This is a genomic window from Acidimicrobiales bacterium, from assembly GCA_035531755.1.
Classification (GTDB): domain Bacteria; phylum Actinomycetota; class Acidimicrobiia; order Acidimicrobiales; family UBA8190; genus DATKSK01.
Genome location: DATKSK010000030.1, coordinates 38299 through 59030 on the forward strand (window position 1 = coordinate 38299; position 20732 = coordinate 59030).

Consider the following 20732-nt stretch of genomic DNA (forward strand, 5'->3'; position numbering starts at 1 on the left):
GTGTGTCCTTCGTGCGCTTACGGCTCGGCCGTGGCGAAGAGCTTGCCGAGCCTGGTGACCCCTTCGACGATGGCGTCCTCGCCGAGTGCGTACGACAGCCGCAGGTATCCGGGAGCGCCGAAAGCCTCACCCGGGACGACAGCCACACCGACCTCGTCGATGGCCACCTCGGCGACGTCGGACGAGGTCGACATGGGGCGCCCCGCCACCGTGCCGCCGAGCAGTGCCTGCACCGACGGGAAGGCGTAGAAGGCGCCCTCCGGCTCGACGCACGTCACCCCGTGGCAGTCGTTGAGCAAGCGGTGGATCGTCACGCGACGGCGGTCGAAGGCGGCGCGCATGCCGGCCACGGCGCTGAGGTCCCCCCGGAGAGCCGCCAGCGCGGCGCGTTGCGAGACGTTCGAGACGTTCGAGGTGGCGTGCGACTGCAGGTTGGCGGCGGCCTCGACGACGTCGGGTGGCCCGATGAGCCAGCCCACCCGCCACCCGGTCATGGCGTAGGTCTTGGCCACGCCGTTGATCACGATGCACCGGTCGACGAGCTCCGGCACGGCCGACACGATCGAGGTGAAGACGTTGTCCCCGTAGACGAGGTGCTCGTAGATCTCGTCCGTCACGACCCACAGGCCGTGCTCCGCCGCCCACCGGCCGACGGCGGCCACCTCGTCGGGCCCGCACACCGCGCCGGTGGGGTTGTTGGGCGACACGAACAGGACGACCTTGGTGGCCGGCGTGCGTGCCGCCTCGAGGGCCTCCACCGTGACGTGGAACCCGTTGATCTCGGCCGTCGGCACCGCGACGGGCACGCCGCCGGCCAGAGCGACCGCTTCGGGGTACGTCGTCCAGTACGGCGCCGGCACGAGCACCTGGTCACCGGGGTCGAGCAGCGTCGCGAACGCCTCGACCACCGCCTGCTTGGCGCCGTTCGTCACCAGGACCTGGGAGGGGCTGACCGACAGCCCGGAGTCGCGCTCCGTCTTGGCGGCGATGGCTTCGCGCAGCACGGGGAGCCCCGCGGTCGGGGTGTAGTGGTGGTTGGCGGCGTCGCGGCAGGCCGCCACGGCCGCCTCGACGATGTGCTCGGGCGTCGGGAAGTCCGGCTCGCCGGCCCCGAACCCGATCACGTCCGCCCCCCCGGCCAGCATCGCCTTCGCCTTGGCGTCGACGGCCAACGTGGCCGACGGGGACACCGCCGCCACCCTGGCGGAGATGCGCTTTTCGCCGGAGGAGACCATGGCTGCCATGCTTGCACACGTGACGAGCGCCGCTGCCACCCCCCACGCACCCCTCCCCGACATCCGGATCCCCCACGCCTTGAAGCCGTCCGACGGGCGGTTCGGCAGTGGCCCCTCGAAGGTCCGCCCGGCACAGGTCGAGGCACTGGCCGCGGCCGCGACCACCTACCTGGGAACGAGCCACCGCCAGGCTCCCGTGAAGAAGGTGGTGGGCCGGCTGCGGACCGGGCTCCGCGACCTGTTCTCGCTCCCCGACGGGTACGAGGTCGTGCTCGGCAACGGCGGGACCACCTGCTTCTGGGACATCGCCACGTTCTGCCTGATCGAGCAGCGCAGCCAGCACCTGTCGTTCGGCGAGTTCTCGTCCAAGTTCGCGGCGGCCGCGGCGGCGGCGCCGCACCTCCTGGACCCCCAGGTCATCGAGTCCCCACCCGGAACCCATCCCGAGGCGGCGGCGGCCGACGACGTCGACCTGTACGCGCTCACCCACAACGAGACCTCGACCGGGGTGGCCATGGAGATCCGCCGCCCGGCCGGCGCCGGGGGGTCCATCGTGGCCGTCGACGGCACCTCGGCGGCGGGGGGGCTACGGGTCGACCCGGCGCAGTTCGACGCCTACTACTTCGCGCCGCAGAAGTGCTTCGCCGCCGACGGCGGGCTCTGGGTCGCCCTGCTCTCACCGGCAGCCCTCGAGCGCGTGGCCCGGATCGATGCGGGCGGCCGGTGGGTGCCGGCGTTCCTCGACCTCACCACCGCCATCGACAACTCCGCCAAGGACCAGACCTACAACACCCCTGCACTGGGGACGTTGCTCCTCTTCGCCGAGCAGGTCGAGTGGATGAACGCCGGCGGTGGGCTGGAATTCGCCGCCGGCCGGTGCGACCGCTCCGCCGAGATCCTCTACACCTGGGCCGAGCGGTCGGACTTCGCCGTGCCCTTCGTCGGCAAGCCCTCCGAGCGCAGCCACGTCGTCGGGACGGTGGACTTCGTGGAATCCGTCGACGCCATGGCGGTGGCCGCGGTGCTGCGGGCCAACGGGATCGTCGACACCGAGCCGTACCGCAAGCTCGGGCGCAACCAGCTGCGGGTGGCGATGTTCCCGGCCATCGACCCCGAGGACGTCGCCGCGCTGTGCGCGTGCATCAACCACGTCGTGGGGGCCCTCGCCTCCTGATCAGGTGGCGGGGCTGACGGAGCTCATGTTGAAGTCGGCCACGCGCAGGGCGGGCATGGCGGTGCGGTTCATCCACTCGCCCCACTCACGCGACAGCGCCCGCTCGGTGCACCCGGCCTCGACCGCCTTCGCCAGGACCTCCAGCGGGCTCTCGTTGAAGCGGAAGTTGTTGACCGCCCCGACGACCTCGCCCCGCTCGACCAGGTAGACCCCGTCACGCGTCAGCCCGGTCAGCAGGAGCGTCACCGGGTCGACCTCCCGGATGTACCAGAGGCAGGTGAGCAGGAGCCCGCGCTCGGTCGAGGCGATCATGTCCTCGAGCGTGCGGCTGGCACCGGGGAGTGTCAGCACCAGGTTGCCGACCGGCGGGGCCGGGTCGACGCCGGCACGCCCGGCGGCGGCCCGGTGGTAGCGCAACCGGCGCAGCGTCCCGCGCTCGATCCAGCGCGTGGCCCCGACGGGCAGGCCGTTGTCGAACACCGACACGTCGGTCCCGGACGCGCCCGTGGTCAGGAAGGGCGAACACTCCAGGCCGGGCTCGGCCGGGTCACCACGCAGCTCGAAGGGCATGGGGCACAGGGGCTCGCCGACCTTCGTCCCTCCCCCCGCCGCCGAGAAGGGGCTGCGGCCCTCCTCGGCGTCGCGCCCCGACATCGCCTCCGACAGCGACACCATCAGGTCGGCGGTGGCGTCGGGCGGCAGGAGCACCTCGTAGCGTCCCGCCGGGAGCTCGACCTGCCGGTGCGCCCACCCCAGGCGTCGGTCGAGCCGCTCCTCGAAGGCGTAGACGTCGATGTCGTCGAACGACGAGGTCCCCGCGCCCGACCACACCGACCGCCGACCGTCGGCGCTGCGGGCGACGAGCTCCATGGTCCCAGCCGGCTGGACGTGGCGGCGACGAAGCCCCGCGCTGGTCCCGAGGTAGACGGACTCGACGCCGTGGGTGGCGAACCCGGCGATGAGGTTCCCGGCGGACCGGGCCCGGGCGAAGGCGTCACCGAGCCCTCGGATCACGCCGTCGAGGACGGCCGGCGACGTCAGCACCGGGGGGTCGTCGAACCCGCCCCCGCCACCAGGGGGGCCGGAAGGGTCGACGAGGGGTGCGGCGTCCGGGGCGGGCCCCGCCCGGGCCGCCTCGCCCTCGCTGGTCCGCACCAGCTCCTCGACGTCGACGTCGCCGCTGGCGCTGGCCACCCCGACCGCCGTGGGAGCGGCGCCGACGGGGGCGGCGGGAGCCCCGGGCACCAGGCGGAAGCTCACCACGACCACGCGCCGGTCGCGACGCATGCCGTTGGTGGTGGTGGTGTTGTTGGCGAAGCGGACCTCGGCCTGGCTGACGTCCTCGACGATGACCGTGCATCCGTCGCTGCGGCTGGCCGCCAGGGCCCGCTCGACCACCTCGTGCGGGGGCGACATGCTCACCGCGAGGCCTCGTCCCGGGTGTTCAGCACCCGGATCCCCCGGAACAGCGCCGACGGGCACCCGTGGCTCACCGGCGCCACCTGGCCGGGCTGCCCCTTGCCGCAGTTCATGGCCCCGCCGAGCACGTAGGTCGAGGCGCCGCCGACGGCCTCGAGCGAGCCCCAGAACTCGGTGGTCTGGGCCTGGTAGGCGACGTCCCGCAGCTGGCCGGCCAGGCGCCCACCCTCGATGCGGTAGAAGCGCTGCCCGGTGAACTGGAAGTTGTGGCGCTGCATGTCGATGGACCAGCTCTTGTCCCCCATGACGTAGACGCCCCGGTCGACGCCCGACACCAGGTCCTCGGTCGTCGGTCCCGGCCCGGGACCGGGAGCGGGCTGCAGCGAGACGTTGGCCATGCGCTGGATCGGCACGTGCAGCGGTGAGTCGGCGAACGCGCACCCGTTGGAGCGGGGGAACCCGTTGTCGACGGCCATGCGCCGGTCGAGCTGGTAGCCGACGAGGACGCCGTCGCGCACGATGTCGAACGACTGGCCGGCGACGCCCTCGTCGTCGTAGCCGACCGTGGCGAGGCCGTGGGGCGTCGTCCGGTCCCCCACCACGTGCATCACCGGCGACCCGTACCGCAGGGAGCCGAGCTGGTCGACGGTGGCGAACGAGGTCCCGGCGTACGCCGCCTCGTACCCGAGCGCCCGGTCGAGCTCGGTGGCATGGCCCACCGACTCGTGGATGGTGAGCCACAGGTTCGACGGGTCGATCACGAGGTCGAAGGTGCCGGCCTCGACGGAGGGGGCGGCCATCTTCTCGGTGAGCAGCGAGGGCAGTTGGTCGAGCTCGGCGTCCCAGTCCCATCCGGCGCCGGCGGTGTACTCCCAGCCGCGCCCGACCGGCGGCGCCAGCGTGCGCATGGACTCGAAGGTCCCCGACCCCTCGTCGACCCCCACGACCTCGACCACCGGGAAGACGCGCACCCGCCGCTGGGTCGTGACCGTGCCCGTCAGGTCGGCGAAGTGCTTGTCCTCCACCACCGCCAGCACGCGGGCAGCCACGTGGTCGACCCCCGGGGCCCCGAGCAGCCTCCCGCTCCAGTCGTCCAGGAGGGCGACCTTGTCGGCCACGGCGACCGTCGTCGGGTCGACCTCGTAGGGCGACGACCACTGCACCTCGCCGTGCGGCGGCTCGTCCGCCAGCTCCACGGGCCTGCCGAGGGCGGCCGCGGTGGCGTCGGCGAGCCCGGCGGCCTCGTCGGCGAGCCCGGCGGCGGCATCGGGATGGAGGTCCACCGTCGCCGCGAACCCGATCGACCCGCGGCGCACGACCCGGAGGCCGACGCCGACCTCGGTGTCGTCGACCGTCGTCTCGACGCGGCCGTCGCGCAGAGCCACGAACTGCGAGCGGAGCCGCTCCACCCGCACCTCGGCATGGCTGCACCCCAGCGCCGCGGCCCGTTCCAGCGCGGCCGTTCGCACCTGCTCGAGCGGCAGGTCGCCCAGCTCGGCCGGGCCGCCCCCGGACACCACGCCCGGGAGCCTCAGCCGCCCGAGACGTCCTGGACGCGCTGGCGGCCCGCGCTGATGAAGGGCATCATGGCGCGCAGCTCGGCGCCCACCTTCTCGATGGGGTGCACGGCGCCCTTGGCCCGCAGCTCCTCGAAGCGCGTGCGACCCGAGCGGTTCTCGGCGATCCACTCCTCGGCGAACGCCCCCGACCGGATGTCGTCGAGGATCCGGCGCATCTCGGCCCGGACGTGCGCGTCGATCACCCGGGGGCCGCGGGTGAGATCGCCGTACTCGGCGGTGTCGGAGATCGAGTACCGCATGCCGGCGATGCCCTGCTCGTACATGAGGTCAACGATGAGCTTGAGCTCGTGGAGACACTCGAAATACGCGGATTCGGGTTGGTACCCGGCGTCCACCAGCGTCTCGTAGCCCGCCTGCACGAGCGACGTGAGCCCCCCGCACAGGACGACCTGCTCGCCGAAAAGGTCGGTCTCGGTCTCCTCCTCGAACGTCGTGTCGAGGACCCCGGCACGCGTGGCGCCCAGCGCATAGGCGTACGACAGCGCCAGGTCGTGCGCCTTGCCCGACGCGTCCTGGGCCACCGCCACGAGCGAGGGCACGCCGCCGCCCTCGGTGTAGGTGCGCCGCACGAGGTGGCCGGGGCCCTTCGGCGCCACCATGGCGACGTCGACGCCCGGCGGCGGGACGATCTGGCCGAATCGGATGTTGAAGCCGTGGGCGAAGAGCAGCGCGTCGCCCTGGCGCAGGTTCGGGGCGATCTCCGCCTCGTACACCGAGCCCTGCTCCGTGTCCGGCAGCAGCATCATGATGAGGTCCGCTTCGGCGGCCGCGTCGGCCACGGAGAGCACGCGCAGCCCGGCCTCCTCGGCCTTCTGCGTTGAGGACGACCCGGCTCGCAGCCCCACCCGCACGTCCACGCCCGACTCGGCGAGGTTGAGGGCGTGGGCGTGCCCCTGGGACCCGTAGCCGATGATCGCCACCTTGCGACCCTGGATCAGGCTCCCGTCGGCGTCGGACTCGTAGTACAGCTTGGCCATCTCAGCCTGCCTCTCCCTGGTGAGCCCCGGCGACGCCCCCCAGCGGGGTCGTGTCGCCCACCGGGGCGGTGCGGGGCCCCAGCTTAGGCAGGGCGACCCGGCCCGTCCGCTGGAGCTCGACGATCCCGAAGGGCCGGACCGTGTGCTCGAACTCATCGATGGCACCGGGAGTGGCCGCCAGCATCACCGTCATGCGGTCGCCCGCGGCGCCCCCGCCCTGTCCTGCGCCGTCGAGGACCGTGCCCCCGAACCGGTGCACGAGCGCGGCCACCTCGTCGCGCGCCGCGGCGCCCGCCTCCACGGTGACGAGGAGCATCTCGCGCTCGACGGCCTCGTCGGGCGCCAGCTCGGTGATGGACACGACGTTCACGAGCTTGTCGAGCTGCTTCATGATCTGCTCGAGCGGCGCGGACTCCACGTCCACCACGATCGTGAAGCGGCTGAACCGCTCGTCGTCGGTCGGGGCCACCACGAGCGAGAAGATGTTGAACCCGCGCCGGCTGAAGAGGCTGGCGACCCTGGTGAGGACGGCGGGCTTGTTCTCGACGATGGCGGTGACGATGTGGTGCCGGGGCGGGGCGCCACCGCCGACCGCGGGGACGGCGGCTGACGGGACGGGGCCGGCGCTCATCGGCCGCCCTCGCCCTCGGACGGCCGGACGATGATGTCGTCGTTGGACGACCCCGCCGGCACCATCGGGTACACCTTCTCGAAGGCGTCGGTGCGGAAGTCGATCACCACGGGGCGGTCGTCGATCCCGTTGGCCTTCTCGATGGCGGGCGCCACCTCCTCGGCGGACTCCACCTTGAGCCCCACGCACCCCATGGCCTCCGCCCACTTCACGTAGTCCGGAAGGTCGGGCGACAGGTACACCTCGGAGTAGCGCTCCTCGTAGAACAGCTCCTGCCACTGGCGCACCATGCCCAGGTAGGCGTTGTTGAGGATGGCCACCTTGATGGGGATGCGCTCGGCCGACGCCGTCACGAGCTCCTGGGCCGTCATCTGGAAGCAGCCGTCGCCGTCGATTGCCCACACCATCTTGTCGGGCCGCCCCACCTTGGCCCCGATGGCGGCCGGGACGGCGAAACCCATCGTGCCCGCGCCACCGGAGTTGACCCACGTGTAGGGGTTGTCGAACTTCCAGTACTGCGACGCCCACATCTGGTGCTGGCCCACGCCCGCCGCCACGATGGTGTCGTCGGGCGTCATGTCCCGCAGGGTCTCCACGACGAACTGGGGCTTGAGCGCTCCGCCGTCCTCCTGGGTGTAGGAGAGCGGGAACTGCTCCTGCCAGGCGTGCACCTGCGCCATCCACGGGCCGAGGTCGCGCCCTTCCCCCCCGTCGTGCGCCGACGTGGTGCCACTCACCGGCGAGCCGGTCGAGGGGCCGAGGCCCAGCGTCTCGAGCGCCCGGAGCAGCTCCTCGATCACGACCCGGCAGTCGCCGGCGATGGCCACGTCCGGGCGGCGGACCTTGCCGAGCTCGGCGGGGTCGATGTCGACGTGGATGACCCTGGCGTCGGGCGCGAAGGCGCTCACCTTCCCGGTCACGCGGTCGTCGAAGCGGCTGCCCAGGGCGATCAGCAGGTTGGCGCGCTGCATGGCGGTCACGGCCGTGTAATTGCCGTGCATGCCGGGCATGCCCAGGCACAGGGGGTGCCGGTCGGGGAACGCGCCGCGGGCCATGAGCGTCGTCACCACGGGGATGCCGGTGCGCTCGGCCAGCTCGCGCAGTGCCCCGGCGGCCCTCGCCTTCAGGATGCCGCCCCCCGCGTAGATGACGGGCCTGGTGGCGCCCAGGATCAGCTCGGCGGCCCGGCGGACCTGCTCGGGGTCTCCCTCGGTCTGCGGGTGGTAGCCCGGAAGGTCGAGGTCCTCGAGCCCGGCCGGCCAGTACCAGTCCATCTGCGCGTTGGACACATCCTTGGGCACGTCGACGAGAACCGGGCCGGGCCGGCCCGTGGTGGCGACGTGGAAGGCCTCGGCGATCACCCTCGGCAGGTCCTGGGCGTCGGTGACGAGCCAGTTGTGCTTGGTGATGTCCATCGTGACGCCGGTGATGGGGCACTCCTGGAAGGCGTCGGTGCCGATGGCGGTGGTGGCCACCTGGCCGGTGATGACCACGATCGGGATGGAGTCCATGGCCGCGTCGGCCAGCGGGGTCACGATGTTGGTGGCGCCCGGCCCGCTCGTGACCATGGCCACGCCGGGACGGCCCGTCACGTGGGCGTAGCCTTCGGCCATGTGCCCCGCCCCCTGCTCGTGGCGCACGAGGACGTGTCGGATCGACGAGTCGAGGATCGGGTCGTAGACCGGCAGGATGGCCCCGCCGGGGAGGCCGAAGATGACCTCCACGTGCTGCATCTCGAGGCTCTTGATGAGGGCCTGGGCCCCTGTCAGTCGCATGGCCTTCCTGTCTTTCGTGTCTTGTGCCGGTTCGGGGTTCGGGGTTCGGGGTCCGGGGTCCGGGCGGGAACGGCCCCGGAAATGAAACGACCTCCCGTGGGGGAGGTCGAAAGGCGCAGGGAGCCGCGGGCGCGGCGCCGTGCGCTACCGGAGAACTACGAGGGTGATGTCGGGCGTGGCGGGCTCTCCGTACATGGTCCCACCAGTCTTGCACGGGTCGGGGTGCGCGGCAACCCCACCGGAATGGGCGCCTGCGACGCACCCCCATAGGGTGTCCCCTGTGGACGAGCTGACCGCACGGCGCGCCAAGTCCTTCGGGCCGGTGGCGGCCGTGTACGACCGGGTACGCCCCGGCTACCCCCCCGACGGCGTGTCGTGGCTGCTCGAGGAGTCCTCCGGCACCGCCCGGACGTCGCGGCGGCGCGTGCTCGACCTGGGTGCGGGCACCGGCGCGCTCACCCGGGACCTCGTGGCCCGAGGCCTCGACGTCGTGGCGGTCGAGCCCGACCCGCACATGCGGGCCGTGCTCGAGGAGCGCGTGCCCACCGCCGACGTGCGCGGCGGGACGGCCGAGGAGCTGCCGCTCGACGACGGCGACGTCGACGTGGTGCTGGGCGCGCAGATGTGGCACTGGGTACAGCTCGACCGGGCCACCGCCGAGGTCGCCCGGGTGCTGCGCCACGGCGGGACGCTCGGGCTCCTGTGGAACCTGCGCGACGAGCGGGTGCCGTGGATGGCGGAGCTCGGGGCCGTCTTCGGCGGCGAGGACGTTCACGGCGGTGCCGCCCGGGTGGCCCTGCCGCCAGGGGCCCCCTTCACCGCCACGGCAGCACGCGACTTCCGGTGGTCGCAGGAGCTGGCGCCGACCGACATCGTCGATCTCGTGGCGACCCGCAGCCACGTGCAGGTGCTCGCCGATGACGAGCGCAGCCGGGTGCTCGCCCGCGTCGGGGACTTCGTCGAGAGCCATCCCGCCGTCGCCGGCCGGGGGCGCATCGTCGTCCCGTACGTCACGAGCTGCTGGCGGGCGACCCGGGCGTAGCCGGACACGGCTGGCCCGGTGGGCGATCCCGACCGGACCGGGCACGGCCGGGAGGTGACCCGGGCCCGACCCGGGCCCGACCTGTGGACCCGGCCCGGGCTCAGGGCTCGGTGACCGCCCCGCGTTCGGCCCCGGTCACGAGGCGCGCGTACTTGGCCAGCACCCCAGTCGTGTAGCGGGGCTCGGGCACTTTCCACTGGGTGCGCCGGCGCGTCAGCTCGGCGTCGTCCACCCCGAGGTCGATGCGCTTGGCGGTGACGTCGATCACGATGGGGTCGCCGTCGGCGACCAGGCAGATCGGACCACCGTCGACGGCCTCGGGGGCGACGTGGCCCACGCAGAACCCGTGGGTCCCGCCCGAGAACCTCCCGTCGGTCACGAGGGCGCAGTCGCCACCTCGTCCGGCTCCCTTCATCGCACCGGTCACCGCCAGCATCTCGCGCATGCCGGGGCCGCCCTTGGGCCCCTCGTAGCGGATGACGACCACGGTGCCGGGATCGATCTGCCCCGCCAGAATGGCGTCGAGCGCACCCTGCTCCCCGTCGAACACCCTGGCCGTGCCCTCGAAGCGCGGCGAGTCGATGCCCGCCACCTTCACGACGCCGCCGTTGGGTGCCAGCGAGCCGCGCAGCACGGCGATGCCACCGTCGGCGTGGATGGGCGACGACAACGGGTGCACGACCTCGCCGTCGGGCGCCGGAGGGTCGAGGGCGGCGAGGTTCTCGGCCACCGTTCGGCCCGTCACCGTGAGGCAGCCGCCGTGCAGCAGCCCCGCGTCGAGCAGCTCCCGCATCACGACGGGGACACCCCCCACGCGGTCGATGTCGACCATGTGGTATTTGCCGTGCGGCTTGGTGTCGGCGATGTGGGGCACCCGCGTGGCCACCCGGTTGAAGTCGTCGAGGTCGAGCTCGACGCGCGCCTCGTTGGCGATGGCGAGGAGGTGCAGCACGGCGTTCGTCGAGCCTCCGAGGGCCATGACCACCGCGATGGCGTTTTCGAAGGCGGCCTTGGTCATGATGTCGCGCGGCCGGATGTCGCGTTCGAGCAAGCCGATCACGGCGCGGCCGGTCTCGTAGGCGAAGGCCTGACGCCGGGGGTCGACGGCCGCGGGCGAGGACGAGCCCGGCAGGGACATGCCGATGGCCTCGGCGACCGACGCCATGGTGTTGGCGGTGAACATCCCGGCGCACGACCCTGCCGTGGGGCAGGCGTTGTGCTCGATGAGCGAGAGCTCCTCGTCGGAGAGCGACCCGGCGGCGTGTGCGCCCACCGCCTCGAACACGCTGACGATGTCCAGCGACTCTGCGCCGGGCCTGCCCGGGATCGACCCGGGGAGGATCGACCCGCCGTAGAGGAAGACGGCGGGGAGGTTGAGCCGGGCGGCGGCCATCAGCATGCCCGGGAGCGACTTGTCGCACCCCGCGAACGTCAGCAGGGCGTCGAAACGCTCGGCGTGCATGACCGTCTCGATGGAGTCGGCGATCACCTCACGCGACACGAGCGAGGCGCGCATCCCCTCGTGACCCATGGAGATGCCGTCGGAAACGGCGATCGTGACGAACTCGATGGGAAAGCCTCCGGCCTCGCGCACACCGTCCTTGGAGCGCTTGGCCAGACGGTCGAGCGGCATGTTGCATGGTGTGACCTCGTTCCACGACGACGCCACGCCGACCTGCGGCTTGGTCCAGTCGTCGTCGGTCATGCCGATCGCCCGCAGCATGGCCCGGGCCGGGGCGCGCGTCGGGCCGTCGGTGACCTCGAAGCTGCGGATCTTCATGCCGTGCGGCCCCGGGGGGGCGGTGGGATCGTTCCGGTCGTCAGCCATGGGCCGACAGGTTAGGGCCGGCCGAGGGCCCGGGCGGCGGCCGGGTCCACCTCCACATCGGGGCCGAGGCCCTGGCGCACCACGTCGACGAGGCCCGACTCGAGGGCGTCCACCCCGATGTCGACCCGCCGACCGGCGGCGTCCTCGAGGACGAGGGCGCGCCCGCCGGAGCCGGGCCCGCCGAACCCTCCCCAGCCGCTGAATGCGAACCCCGGCACGGGGCCGTCGTCGGCCAACCGCACCACCCGGACCTGGCCGAGGTCGACGACGCGCCAGCCCCGCAGGATCCTGACCGCCACCCACCGGGGGCCGGCGGCGACGGCGGCGCGCAGTCCCACACCAACGGTCAGGACCAGTCCCGCCAACGGCAACGCGGCGAAGAGGCACCCCACGACGCTCCACGCCACCGGGTGGCCGAAGGCCCACACGAAGAAGAGGGTGAAGAGCGCGACCACCGCCAGCATCCCGAGGCAGGCGACGGCGATCGAGCGGAGCGCGCCCCGCACCAACCGGGACTGCCGCAACCGCCACACCACATCGGGGCGTGCGGCCCGTCCGGTCGGTACGCCGCCACCGGAAGCCGCCTGTCGTACGCGCACGACCTCCAGGCTAGGGCGCAGCACTCCGGCACCGGTCCGCGCCCATGCCACCCCGGGCGCCCTGCGCCCAGACCACGACCGAGATCAGCCGGTGTCGAGCTCGGAGGGTGGGTTCCACTCCCACCTGACCGGGCCGCCCGTCAGCGTGTAGCCCTCATAGGTCTTGAGGGCGTCGTGGTAGGCGCACACCCTCGCCAGGCGGGCGAGCGCCATCGGCTCTCCGTCGGCCTCGGGGGTGTCCACCTGCACGATCTCGAGGTCCCAGGCCACGTGGCACTCCGGCACGACGCACCGGGGATCGCGTCCCACGAGCGCGTCCCGTACGTGCTCGGGCACTCCCCACCCCGCATGGCACACCGAGACGACGTCGAACCCGTCGGCCACCAGGAGCTCGAAGAAGGACCCGGGGATGAGTGCACGGGCCGTGGCCACGGGAACGGGTCCCACGCCGGGGATCTCGCACACCTCACCGCGCTCGACATGGCCTCGTCGCAACGCGGTGGCGTCCACGTGCAGGTGGACGATGGTCGTCCCGGAGTCGTCGGACGTGGCGGTTGCGCCGAGCGGGTGGGCACCTTCCGGCGTCGTGGCTGGGCCGGCGCCCCGTGTGACGAGGTCGACCAGCGCGTCGGCCGCGCAGGCGGACACCGAGTCGCGCCGGCCGCCGCGGCGCGCCGCGGCGACGAGCTCTCCGGCGCGGGCCTCGAGCGACGCCAGGAACCTGGCGCCCGCATCGGGTGCGAGCGAGAACTCGCCACGGACGGCACCATCGGGACCGCTGCGGTGATGGAGGAACCGGGCCCGCCGGACCGACTCGTACCGCTCCATCTCCGCGGCGGCAGAGCCCGCCACCGCCTTCACCTGCCGGCAGAAGCCCCTCAGGCCCTCGAGGCCGCAGGTGCCCGCCACGTCGAGCAGCTCCACCTCGGCGGCGGGGTCGGTGGTGGCGGCCGATGTGATGGCGTGCAGCTGCGGGACCGAGAGGGCGCCGCGGCGGAGCGCCGCCTCGGTCCGGGGCAGGGACTCCAGCCGCTCGGCGGTCTCGAGGGTGGCGACGGCATCACCGGTCGGCGTCCCGGTGGCCCTGGCCATCCACGATGCCGCCGACCCGTGGCCGGCACGGCGCCAGGTGTCCGACTCGGCCACGAGCGGCGCCAGCAGGACCTGGGCGGCCGACCCCAAGCGGGTCAGCTCGGCGAAGGCCTCGAACAGCTCCGCCGCCCGGGCGGGCGCGATGTCCTCGGGCGCGAGCCGGGCCACGAAGTCGGCGATCTCGGCGACCGCCGCCCTCGGGGACTCGAGCACCATCGTCATGGCCCAGACAATGCCAGAAGAACATGAGATATATCAAGAGGCAATCAGAAGACGTCGAGGGGCACAGCCGCGCCCGGGGATCAGCCGCGCAGGCGCCGGAGCTCCTCGGCGACGGCCTTGCCGTTGGCCCGGTTCTGCGTGGCCCGCATCACCTGGCCGGTGAAGAAGCCCACGAGCTTGTCCTCCGTCCCCGAGCGGTAGCGCTCCCACTCGTCGGGGTGGGCGGCCACCACCTCCGCCACCACGGCAGCCAGCGAGGATTCCTCGAGCGCCTCGAAGCCCTTGCGCCGGGCGATCTCGGCGGGGTCGCCCCCGGCGTCGAGCATGTCGGCGAGGACGGCCTTGGCCTGCGTGGCGCTCACGGCCCCCTGCTCCTCCATGCGGATCAGGGACGTGAACGCCGCGGGGTCGAGGCGGCGGGCGGCGTCGGCGTCGGCGGCCGCCTCGTTGGCGGCGCGCGCCAGCGCCAGGCCGGCGTCGGCCCCCGCCGTGGCGGCCGCCACGACGAGCCCGTCGAGCTCGAGCTCGACCACGGTGGCGATCTGGCCGGTGCGGGCGTCGGTCGCCGGGGCGGGCCCCAGCAGCGCGGCCAGCCTGGCCCTCCGGTCGGCGGGCATCGGCCCCAGCGACGCGGCGACCTCCGCCTGCCAGCCCGCGTCGGGCACGACGGGGACGAGGTCGGGCTCGGGGAAGTAGCGGTAGTCGAACGCCTCTTCCTTGGAGCGCAGGGCGACCGTCTCACCGGCGTCTTCGTTCCAGTGCCGCGTCTGCTGGACGACCACGCCACCGGATTCCAGCAGCGTCACCTGCCGCTCGATCTCGAACTCGATGGCCCTCCCGAGCGACCGCAGCGAGTTGAGGTTCTTGATCTCGCAGCGCGTCCCGAGCTCCGCCGTCCCGGCCCGGCGCACCGACACGTTGGCGTCCACGCGCATCGACCCTTCCTCCATGCGGCCGTCCGACGCCCCGGTGGCCACGAGGATGGCGCGCAACTCCGACGCGTACAGGCGGGCCTGCGCCGACGAGCGGATGTCGGGGGCCGAGACGATCTCGACCAACGGCACCCCGGCGCGGTTGTAATCGACGAGGGCGTGCTCGGCATCGTGGATCCTGCCCCCGCCGCCCATGTGCGACGTCTTTCCGGTGTCCTCCTCCATGTGGGCGCGCTCGATGCCCACGCGGCTGCCGTCGGGAAGCTCGAGCCACCCGCCGACGTTGATCGGCGCGTCGTACTGGCTCACCTGGTAGTCCTTCGGCATGTCCGGATAGAAGTAGTTCTTCCGGTGGAACAGCGACGGGCGGATCTCGCAGTGCAGGGCGATACCGATGCGCATGGCGTACTCGACCGCCCGGGCGTTGAGCACCGGCAGGGACCCGGGCAGGCCGAGGCACACCGGGCACACGTTCGTGTTGGGCTCGTCACCGAAGGCGTTGCGGCACCCGCAGAACAGCTTCGTCTGCGTCTTCAGCTCGCAGTGCACCTCGAGCCCGATGACCGGCTCCCAGCCCTCGCTCATGCGGGACCTCGGGCGCTCACGGGGCGTGCACCCGGGGGGGCACGGGCACGGGGGCGGCGTCCTCGAGGACGGCCGCCACCCGGAACATCACCGGCTCGCCCAGCGCGGGCGCCAGGACCTGGACCCCCACGGGCAGGCCGCCGTCGTCGCGGCCGAACGGGACGCTGATGGCAGGATGGCCGGCGAGGTTGGACGGGACGGTGCACACGTCGGAGAGGTACATGGCCCACGGGTCGTCGACCTTGGCGCCGATGGCGAACGCCGTGGTCGGCGTGGTGGCGCCCAGCAGGGCGTCGAAGCGTTGGTAGGCGGCCGCCAGCGCCTCGACGATGAGCGTGCGGACCTTCTGGGCCTGGCCGTAATAGGCGTCGTAGTAGCCGGCGGACAGCGCGTAGGTGCCGAGCATGATGCGCCGCTTGACCTCGGGCCCGAAGCCCGCGGCGCGCGTGGCCGCGTTCATGGCCTCGACGGTGTCGGCCTCCACCCGCAGCCCGTAGCGCACGCCGTCGTAGCGGGCGAGATTGGACGAGGCCTCCGCCGGCGCCAACAGGTAGTACGCCGGCAGCCCGTGGCGCAGCTCCGGCACCGAGCACTCCTCGACGGTCGCGCCGGCGCCTGCCAGCGCGTCGGCGGCCTCCCGCACGCGCGCCGCCACGGCGGGATCGACGTCGTCCACCAGCTCGGCGGGGACGCCGATGCGCAGGCCGTCGACGCCGTCGGACAGCGCCGCCACCGATCGGGGCGAGGGCCGCTCCAGGCACGTCGAGTCGAGCGGGTCCTGCCCGCCGATCACGTCGAAGAGCGCGGCGCTCTCCGTCACGGTCGAGGTGATGGGGCCCACCTGGTCGAGGGAGCTGGCGAAGGCCACGAGCCCGTAGCGCGACACGGTGCCGTACGTGGGTTTCATCCCGACCACGCCACACAGCGCCGCGGGCTGGCGGATCGAGCCCCCGGTGTCCGACCCGAGCGCCAGCGGGGCGAGCCCGGCGGCCACCGCCGCCGCCGAGCCGCCCGACGAGCCACCCGGCACGCGGGCCGGGTCGTGCGGGTTTCGGGTGGGGCCGAAGGCGGAGTTCTCGGTGGACGATCCCATGGCGAACTCGTCGAGGTTCGTCTTGCCGATCACGACGGCGCCGGCGGCCCGCAGCCGCTCCACCACGGTGGCGTCGTACGGCGGGCACCAACCGTCCAGGATGCGCGACGAACAGGTGGTGGGGATGCCCCGGGTGCACAGGTTGTCCTTCACCGCCACGGGAACGCCGGCGAGCGGTCCGGGGTCCCCCCCGGCGTCCACCGTGGCGTCGACGACGGCGGCGGCGGCGCGCGCCGCGTCGTGCAACACCGTCAGGAAGGCGTGCAGTTCCGGGTCGGTGGCGTCGATGGCGGTGAGGAAGCGCTCGACGACGTCGGCCGCCGGCACCGACCCGTCGCGCACGCTGCGGGCGATGTCGAGGGCGGGGGCGGGGCGGCTCACAAGGCGTCCCCCAGGATGCGGGGCACCTTGAAGCGCCGGTCCTCGACGGCGGGGGCCTGGGCGAGGACCTCGTCGCGGTCGAGCGACGGGCGGGGCTCGTCGGGGCGCGTCACGTTGCGCAGCGGGAGCGGGTGGGCCGTGGGCGCCACCCCTTCGGTGTCGAGGGCGGCGACCTGGGCGGCGTGGGCCAGCACGGTGGCGAGCTGCGCGGCGTAGCGGTCGAGCTCCTCCTCGGTCAGCGCGATGCGCGCCAGGCGCGCCACGTAGGCGGCGTCGTCGCGCGTCAGGTGGCGTTCGTCGGCCGTCACCCGAGGACGTCGCGCACGAACGCCACCGTGCGCGCCTCGACGATGGGGGCGTCGTGGTCGAGCGTGGCCACGTGGTAGCTGTGCTCGAGCCAGACACGCTCGACCGGACCCGACACCTTGGCCACGAGCGCGTCGCCCGAGGAGGAGGGCACGACGTGGTCCTCGCGGCTCGACAGCAGGAGCACCGGGCACCGGATGTGGTCGAGGCGGGCGGCCACCCCGTCGATGCCGTCGAACAGGCTGAGGGCCGCGGCGATGGGGGAGCCCGTGTACGCCAGCTCGACCGGGCCCTCCTTGGCGATGTCGGAGCCCACCCCCGGGGCGATCTCGGTCCCGGCGTCGAGGATGCCCCGCAGCACGTCGCGGAAGCTGTCGGCCGGTGGGTCCACGAAGGGGTTCACCAGCACGAGCCCCCGGATCTCGGGGTGGTGCTCGGCCAGCCAGCAGGCGAGGGTGCCTCCCATCGACAGGGCCACCACGGCGACGTCGCCGCCGCGGCCGGCCAGGCGCCCGAAGGCCTCTTCGGCGGTCTCGGCGTAGTCCGACCAGCGCGTCGGGACCATGTCCTCGACCGCCGTGCCGTGCCCGGGCAGGAGCGGCAGGTCGACCGTGTAGCCCTCGGCCGCCAGGGCCTCGGCCAGCGGGCGCATCGACTGCGGGTTGCCCGTGAAGCCGTGCAGCACCAGCACACCCGACGACCCGCCGTCGTGCGTGTACGGCTCGGCTCCGGGCATCACGGGGGCGGCCACGACGGCATGCTAGGTCACGGCCCGGGAGCCACCGGGCCTGGACGGCAGGTAGGGTGCCAGGCACCACGTCGGGGGCCGTGCACGGGTGACGGCCGCAGGTGAGCAGCAAGGAGCACAGCAGCGATGACCCAGTTCCCGTTCCTCAGTGACGAGTGGGTTGGTGAGGCTCGCAGGATCCGCGAGGAGTACGGCGGGGGCGGCGGGGCGGTCGCCCACCAGATGCGCATGAACCTCGTCATCACCGAGGTCCCGTTCGGCGACGGGGCGATCGACGCCCACATGGACACGTCCGACGGCCGCCTCAAGCTCGAGACGGGCCACATCGACCCCGTGGACCTCAAGGTCACGCTCGACTACGCCACGGCCAAGGCCATCCTCGTCGAAGGCAATCCCTCGGTCGGCATGCAGGCCTTCATGGCCGGCAAGGTCAAGGTCGAGGGGGACATGGCGAAGCTCATGATGCTCCAGGGCGCCAGTCCCGACGAGTCCGCGCAGGAGGTCGCCAAGCGCCTCCGGGAGATCACGGCCTAGCCGGCGCCGCCTCCGGGACGGGGGCGGGCGCAGGCCCCACCACGGGTGGGCGGTCACCGGCGTCGAACGCCTCGACCGGCCCCACCGACGGCACCGGCCCCACCGACGGCACCGCGGCACGGTTGGTCGAGCGGGTCATCGCCGCGGCGGCCACGCCGACGAGCGCCAGCGCCCCGCCCACGAGGTAGGCGCGGTGGAATGCGGCCAGCAGCGGGCTGTGGGCGTGGCCGGCGGCCTCGGTGATCGTCTCCATGACCTGGATGCCGGCCACCGTGCCCACCTGGTTCATGAGCTGCTGGGAGGCCGCCGCCGTCCCGAGGTCCTCGGGGGCGAACTCGTTGGCGATCGCCGCCGACAGCGAGGGCGACGCCACGCCCAGCCCGATCCCCGACAGGACGAGCGCCACCTCCACCAACGCCAGGCCGGTCGAGTGCCCGGCCAGGGCGAACACACCCATGGAGAGCACGACCGCCGACGTCCCCACGATCGCCGAGGTCCGCTCGCCGATACGCACCGCCAGGTAGCCGGCGAAGGGCGCGATGGCCGAGAACACGATCGGCCGGGGCAGCACCAGGAAGCCCACGGCCGACTGGTTGTGGGCGTAGCCGAAGACCTGCTCGAACAGCAGCGGGGTGAGGAAGAAGGCGCCGAGGTAGGCGAAGTTGGAGAGCGTCTGCGCCGCGATGGGGAACACGAAGTTGCGCTTGCGCAGATGGCGCAGCGCCAGGATGGGCTCCACCGCCCGCCGCTCGGCCGCCCAGAAGGCCACGCCCGAGACGGCCGACGCCGCCAGCAGACCGAGCACGACCGGGCTCGACACCCCGTGGCCCGGCATGAACGTGAACGCCAGGAGGAAGGCGGCCACGCAGCAGGCGATGGCGAGGGCGCCGGCCCAGTCCAGGTCGAGCTCGCCCCGGACGATGCGGCGGCGGCCGGCGGCCCGCTCCGGCAGCACGGCGATCGCCAGCGACGCGGCGATCACGAGCAGGGGCATCTGGAGGAAGAACATCCACCGCCAGCCGAAGAGCTGGATCACGGGACCCCCGACCGCCACGCCGATCACGGGCCCGCCCGCGCCCACGAGCGACCAGAAGCCGAGCGCCTTCACGCGGTCGCGCTTGTCGAACACCGACATCACGAGGGCCATGGAGGCCGCCCCGATGGACGCGCCCACCATGCCGCCCAGGACGCGCGCCGCGATGAGGATCCCCACGTTCGGCGCCAGCGCCGACAGGGCGGCGGCCACGATCTCGGCACAGATCCCGATCATGAACAACCGGCGGTGCCCGAAGACGTCGCCGGCCTTGCCGACGAGCGGCGCCACCACACCGAACGCCAGCATCGGCCCCGTGACCACCCACGTCATGGTGCCGATGCTCGTGTGCAGTCCCCGGGCCACCTCGGGCAGCGCCACCACGAACACGGTGAACAGGAGGTTGGTGGCGAGCAGGCCCGACAAGGCCACCCACAGGACCCACCACCGGTAGTGCGGGCTCGAGCGCGCCCGGGCCCCCAGCGACTCGAGCCGCGTCCGCACCACGGACCAGCGGGCGCGGCATTCGGGACGGCCTTCGGGACGGCCTTCGGAAGAGGGTGGAACGGCGGGGCTCACGGCGAGCCCAGGCTACCGCCGGGGTCGGGAGCGGTCGCCGGGGGCCGGCGGGCTGTCAGTCGAACAGGGTGGGGAGCTCCTCGGCGAGCTCGCCCACCGTCCAGCGGTCGTCCTTCTCGAGGGTCTCGGTCATGGTCCACGGCTGGAACACCCGGACCTTGCCGCCCTGCACGAACAGCACCCGCCCGGTGAGCGGGCACCCCGCGGTGGCCAGGTAGGCCACGAGCGGCGAGATGTTGGCCGGGTTCCAGGTGTCGAAGGTCCCTGGGTCGTTGGGCGCCTTCACGATGTCGCCCAGCCCGGGCGTCTGCTCGGTCAGGCGCGTGCGCGCCGCCGGCGCGATGGCGTTCACGCGCACGCCGTAGCGCGAGAGCTCCTGGGCGGCGATGACCGTGAACGCCGCGATGCCCGCCTTGGCCGCCCCGTAGTTGGTCTGCCCGGGGTTGCCGAGCAGGCCCGACGTGGACGACGTGTTCACGATCGAGGCGCTCACCTCCCGGCCGCTCTTGACCTGCTCGCGCCAGTACGACGCCGCCCAGCGCGTCGGCAGGAAGTGGCCCTTCAGGTGCACGTGGATGACGGCGTCCCAGTCCTCCTCGGACATGTTCACGAGCATCCTGTCGCGCAGGATCCCGGCGTTGTTCACGAGGACGTGCAGGTCGCCGAAGGCCTCGACGGCCGCGTCGACCAGCCGGTGGGCCCCGTCCCACGACGCCACGTCGTCCCCGTTGGCGACGGCCTCGCCACCGGAGGCCCGGATCTCGTCGACCACCTGCTCGGCCGCCGTGCGGTCGTCCCCCGACCCGTCGACGGCTCCTCCGAGGTCGTTCACGACCACCTTGGCGCCCTCGGCGGCGAACAGCAGGGCGTGCTCGCGGCCGATGCCGCGGCCCGCACCCGTGATGATCGCCACCCTCCCCTCGAGCGCACCCATGCGTTCCCCTTCCTCACCCGGGGGCCTCCCGCC

At 73.1% G+C, this 20732-nt stretch carries 17 protein-coding genes and 1 pseudogene; 3 read left to right on the forward strand and 15 right to left on the reverse strand.

The features are described from left to right. Positions 1-17: 17 nt before the first annotated feature. Positions 18-1235 (reverse strand): pyridoxal phosphate-dependent aminotransferase, encoded by a 1218-nt coding sequence (locus VMV22_06195; protein HUY21913.1) that lies wholly within the window; start codon positions 1233-1235, stop codon positions 18-20. Between VMV22_06195 and serC the strand changes: the two genes are divergently transcribed. Then, a complete protein-coding gene (serC, locus tag VMV22_06200; GenBank protein ID HUY21914.1) occupies positions 1210-2409 on the forward strand; it encodes a phosphoserine transaminase in 1200 nt (399 codons plus the stop codon). The genes VMV22_06195 and serC overlap by 26 nt on opposite strands. On the opposite strand, the gene VMV22_06205 is transcribed toward serC, so the two are convergent. The 5 genes and pseudogenes from VMV22_06205 to VMV22_06225 form a co-directional block, all read right to left on the reverse strand. Continuing rightward, the gene (locus VMV22_06205; protein ID HUY21915.1) at positions 2410-3825 is read right to left on the reverse strand and encodes a metallopeptidase TldD-related protein; all 1416 of its coding nucleotides are present in this window, start codon (positions 3823-3825) and stop codon (positions 2410-2412) included. A gap of 2 nt (positions 3826-3827) precedes the next feature. Further along, positions 3828-5348 (reverse strand): TldD/PmbA family protein, encoded by a 1521-nt coding sequence (locus VMV22_06210; protein ID HUY21916.1) that lies wholly within the window; start codon positions 5346-5348, stop codon positions 3828-3830. Between the two features lie 11 nt (positions 5349-5359). After that, positions 5360-6385 carry a ketol-acid reductoisomerase gene (gene ilvC / locus VMV22_06215; GenBank protein HUY21917.1) on the reverse strand — a complete coding sequence of 342 codons (1026 nt, stop codon included), beginning with the start codon at positions 6383-6385 and terminating at the stop codon, positions 5360-5362. A gap of 1 nt (position 6386) precedes the next feature. Next, a complete protein-coding gene (gene ilvN, locus VMV22_06220; protein HUY21918.1) occupies positions 6387-7016 on the reverse strand; it encodes an acetolactate synthase small subunit in 630 nt (209 codons plus the stop codon). A 26-nt stretch (positions 7017-7042) separates the two neighbouring features. Further along, a pseudogene (locus tag VMV22_06225) lies at positions 7043-8809 on the reverse strand (acetolactate synthase large subunit). A 262-nt stretch (positions 8810-9071) separates the two neighbouring features. On the opposite strand from VMV22_06225, the gene VMV22_06230 reads away from it, so the two are divergent. Next, positions 9072-9833 carry a class I SAM-dependent methyltransferase gene (locus tag VMV22_06230; protein HUY21919.1) on the forward strand — a complete coding sequence of 254 codons (762 nt, stop codon included), beginning with the start codon at positions 9072-9074 and terminating at the stop codon, positions 9831-9833. A 100-nt stretch (positions 9834-9933) separates the two neighbouring features. On the opposite strand, the gene ilvD is transcribed toward VMV22_06230, so the two are convergent. From ilvD to VMV22_06265, 7 genes are all read right to left on the reverse strand, one after another. Then, complete coding sequence (gene ilvD / locus VMV22_06235; protein HUY21920.1) at positions 9934-11661, reverse strand: dihydroxy-acid dehydratase; 1728 nt, start codon at positions 11659-11661, stop codon at positions 9934-9936. A gap of 11 nt (positions 11662-11672) precedes the next feature. Further along, on the reverse strand, positions 11673-12260 hold the full coding sequence (locus tag VMV22_06240; protein ID HUY21921.1) for a hypothetical protein: 588 nt from the start codon (positions 12258-12260) through the stop codon (positions 11673-11675). 84 nt (positions 12261-12344) lie between these two features. Further along, on the reverse strand, positions 12345-13574 hold the full coding sequence (locus VMV22_06245; protein HUY21922.1) for a hypothetical protein: 1230 nt from the start codon (positions 13572-13574) through the stop codon (positions 12345-12347). An 80-nt stretch (positions 13575-13654) separates the two neighbouring features. Then, positions 13655-15091 carry an Asp-tRNA(Asn)/Glu-tRNA(Gln) amidotransferase subunit GatB gene (gene gatB, locus VMV22_06250; GenBank protein HUY21923.1) on the reverse strand — a complete coding sequence of 479 codons (1437 nt, stop codon included), beginning with the start codon at positions 15089-15091 and terminating at the stop codon, positions 13655-13657. A 16-nt stretch (positions 15092-15107) separates the two neighbouring features. Then, entirely contained in the window at positions 15108-16565 is a 1458-nt protein-coding gene (gene gatA, locus VMV22_06255) for an Asp-tRNA(Asn)/Glu-tRNA(Gln) amidotransferase subunit GatA (protein ID HUY21924.1), read from the reverse strand. Then, positions 16562-16873 (reverse strand): Asp-tRNA(Asn)/Glu-tRNA(Gln) amidotransferase subunit GatC, encoded by a 312-nt coding sequence (gatC, locus tag VMV22_06260; protein ID HUY21925.1) that lies wholly within the window; start codon positions 16871-16873, stop codon positions 16562-16564. Before gatC ends, gatA begins: the two co-directional genes overlap by 4 nt. Then, positions 16870-17622, reverse strand: a complete 753-nt coding sequence (locus VMV22_06265; protein ID HUY21926.1) for an alpha/beta fold hydrolase — start codon at positions 17620-17622, stop codon at positions 16870-16872. The genes gatC and VMV22_06265 overlap by 4 nt, the downstream gene beginning before the upstream one ends. Before the next feature lie 123 nt (positions 17623-17745). Here VMV22_06265 and VMV22_06270 point away from each other — a divergent pair, with 123 nt between their 5' ends. After that, on the forward strand, positions 17746-18153 hold the full coding sequence (locus VMV22_06270) for an SCP2 sterol-binding domain-containing protein (GenBank protein ID HUY21927.1): 408 nt from the start codon (positions 17746-17748) through the stop codon (positions 18151-18153). Here VMV22_06270 and VMV22_06275 read toward each other — a convergent pair. Together VMV22_06275 and VMV22_06280 are read right to left on the reverse strand one after the other, a co-directional pair. After that, a complete protein-coding gene (locus tag VMV22_06275; GenBank protein HUY21928.1) occupies positions 18143-19690 on the reverse strand; it encodes an MFS transporter in 1548 nt (515 codons plus the stop codon). The genes VMV22_06270 and VMV22_06275 overlap by 11 nt on opposite strands. Positions 19691-19820: 130 nt before the next feature. Next, a complete protein-coding gene (locus VMV22_06280; protein ID HUY21929.1) occupies positions 19821-20699 on the reverse strand; it encodes an SDR family oxidoreductase in 879 nt (292 codons plus the stop codon). Between the last annotated feature and the right edge of the window lie 33 nt (positions 20700-20732).

Bases quoted from the DNA above. Each gene is read 5' to 3' on its own strand.
- serC (HUY21914.1), top strand. From the start codon at position 1,210: ATGCGCTTTTCGCCGGAGGAGACCATGGCTGCCATGCTTGCACACGTG.
- VMV22_06195 (HUY21913.1), bottom strand. From the start codon at position 1,235: ATGGTCTCCTCCGGCGAAAAGCGCATCTCCGCCAGGGTGGCGGCGGTG.
- VMV22_06205 (HUY21915.1), bottom strand. From the start codon at position 3,825: ATGTCGCCCCCGCACGAGGTGGTCGAGCGGGCCCTGGCGGCCAGCCGC.
- ilvC (HUY21917.1), bottom strand. From the start codon at position 6,385: ATGGCCAAGCTGTACTACGAGTCCGACGCCGACGGGAGCCTGATCCAG.
- ilvN (HUY21918.1), bottom strand. From the start codon at position 7,016: ATGAGCGCCGGCCCCGTCCCGTCAGCCGCCGTCCCCGCGGTCGGCGGT.
- ilvD (HUY21920.1), bottom strand. From the start codon at position 11,661: ATGGCTGACGACCGGAACGATCCCACCGCCCCCCCGGGGCCGCACGGC.
- VMV22_06245 (HUY21922.1), bottom strand. From the start codon at position 13,574: ATGACGATGGTGCTCGAGTCCCCGAGGGCGGCGGTCGCCGAGATCGCC.
- gatB (HUY21923.1), bottom strand. From the start codon at position 15,091: ATGAGCGAGGGCTGGGAGCCGGTCATCGGGCTCGAGGTGCACTGCGAG.
- VMV22_06270 (HUY21927.1), top strand. From the start codon at position 17,746: ATGACCCAGTTCCCGTTCCTCAGTGACGAGTGGGTTGGTGAGGCTCGC.
- VMV22_06280 (HUY21929.1), bottom strand. From the start codon at position 20,699: ATGGGTGCGCTCGAGGGGAGGGTGGCGATCATCACGGGTGCGGGCCGC.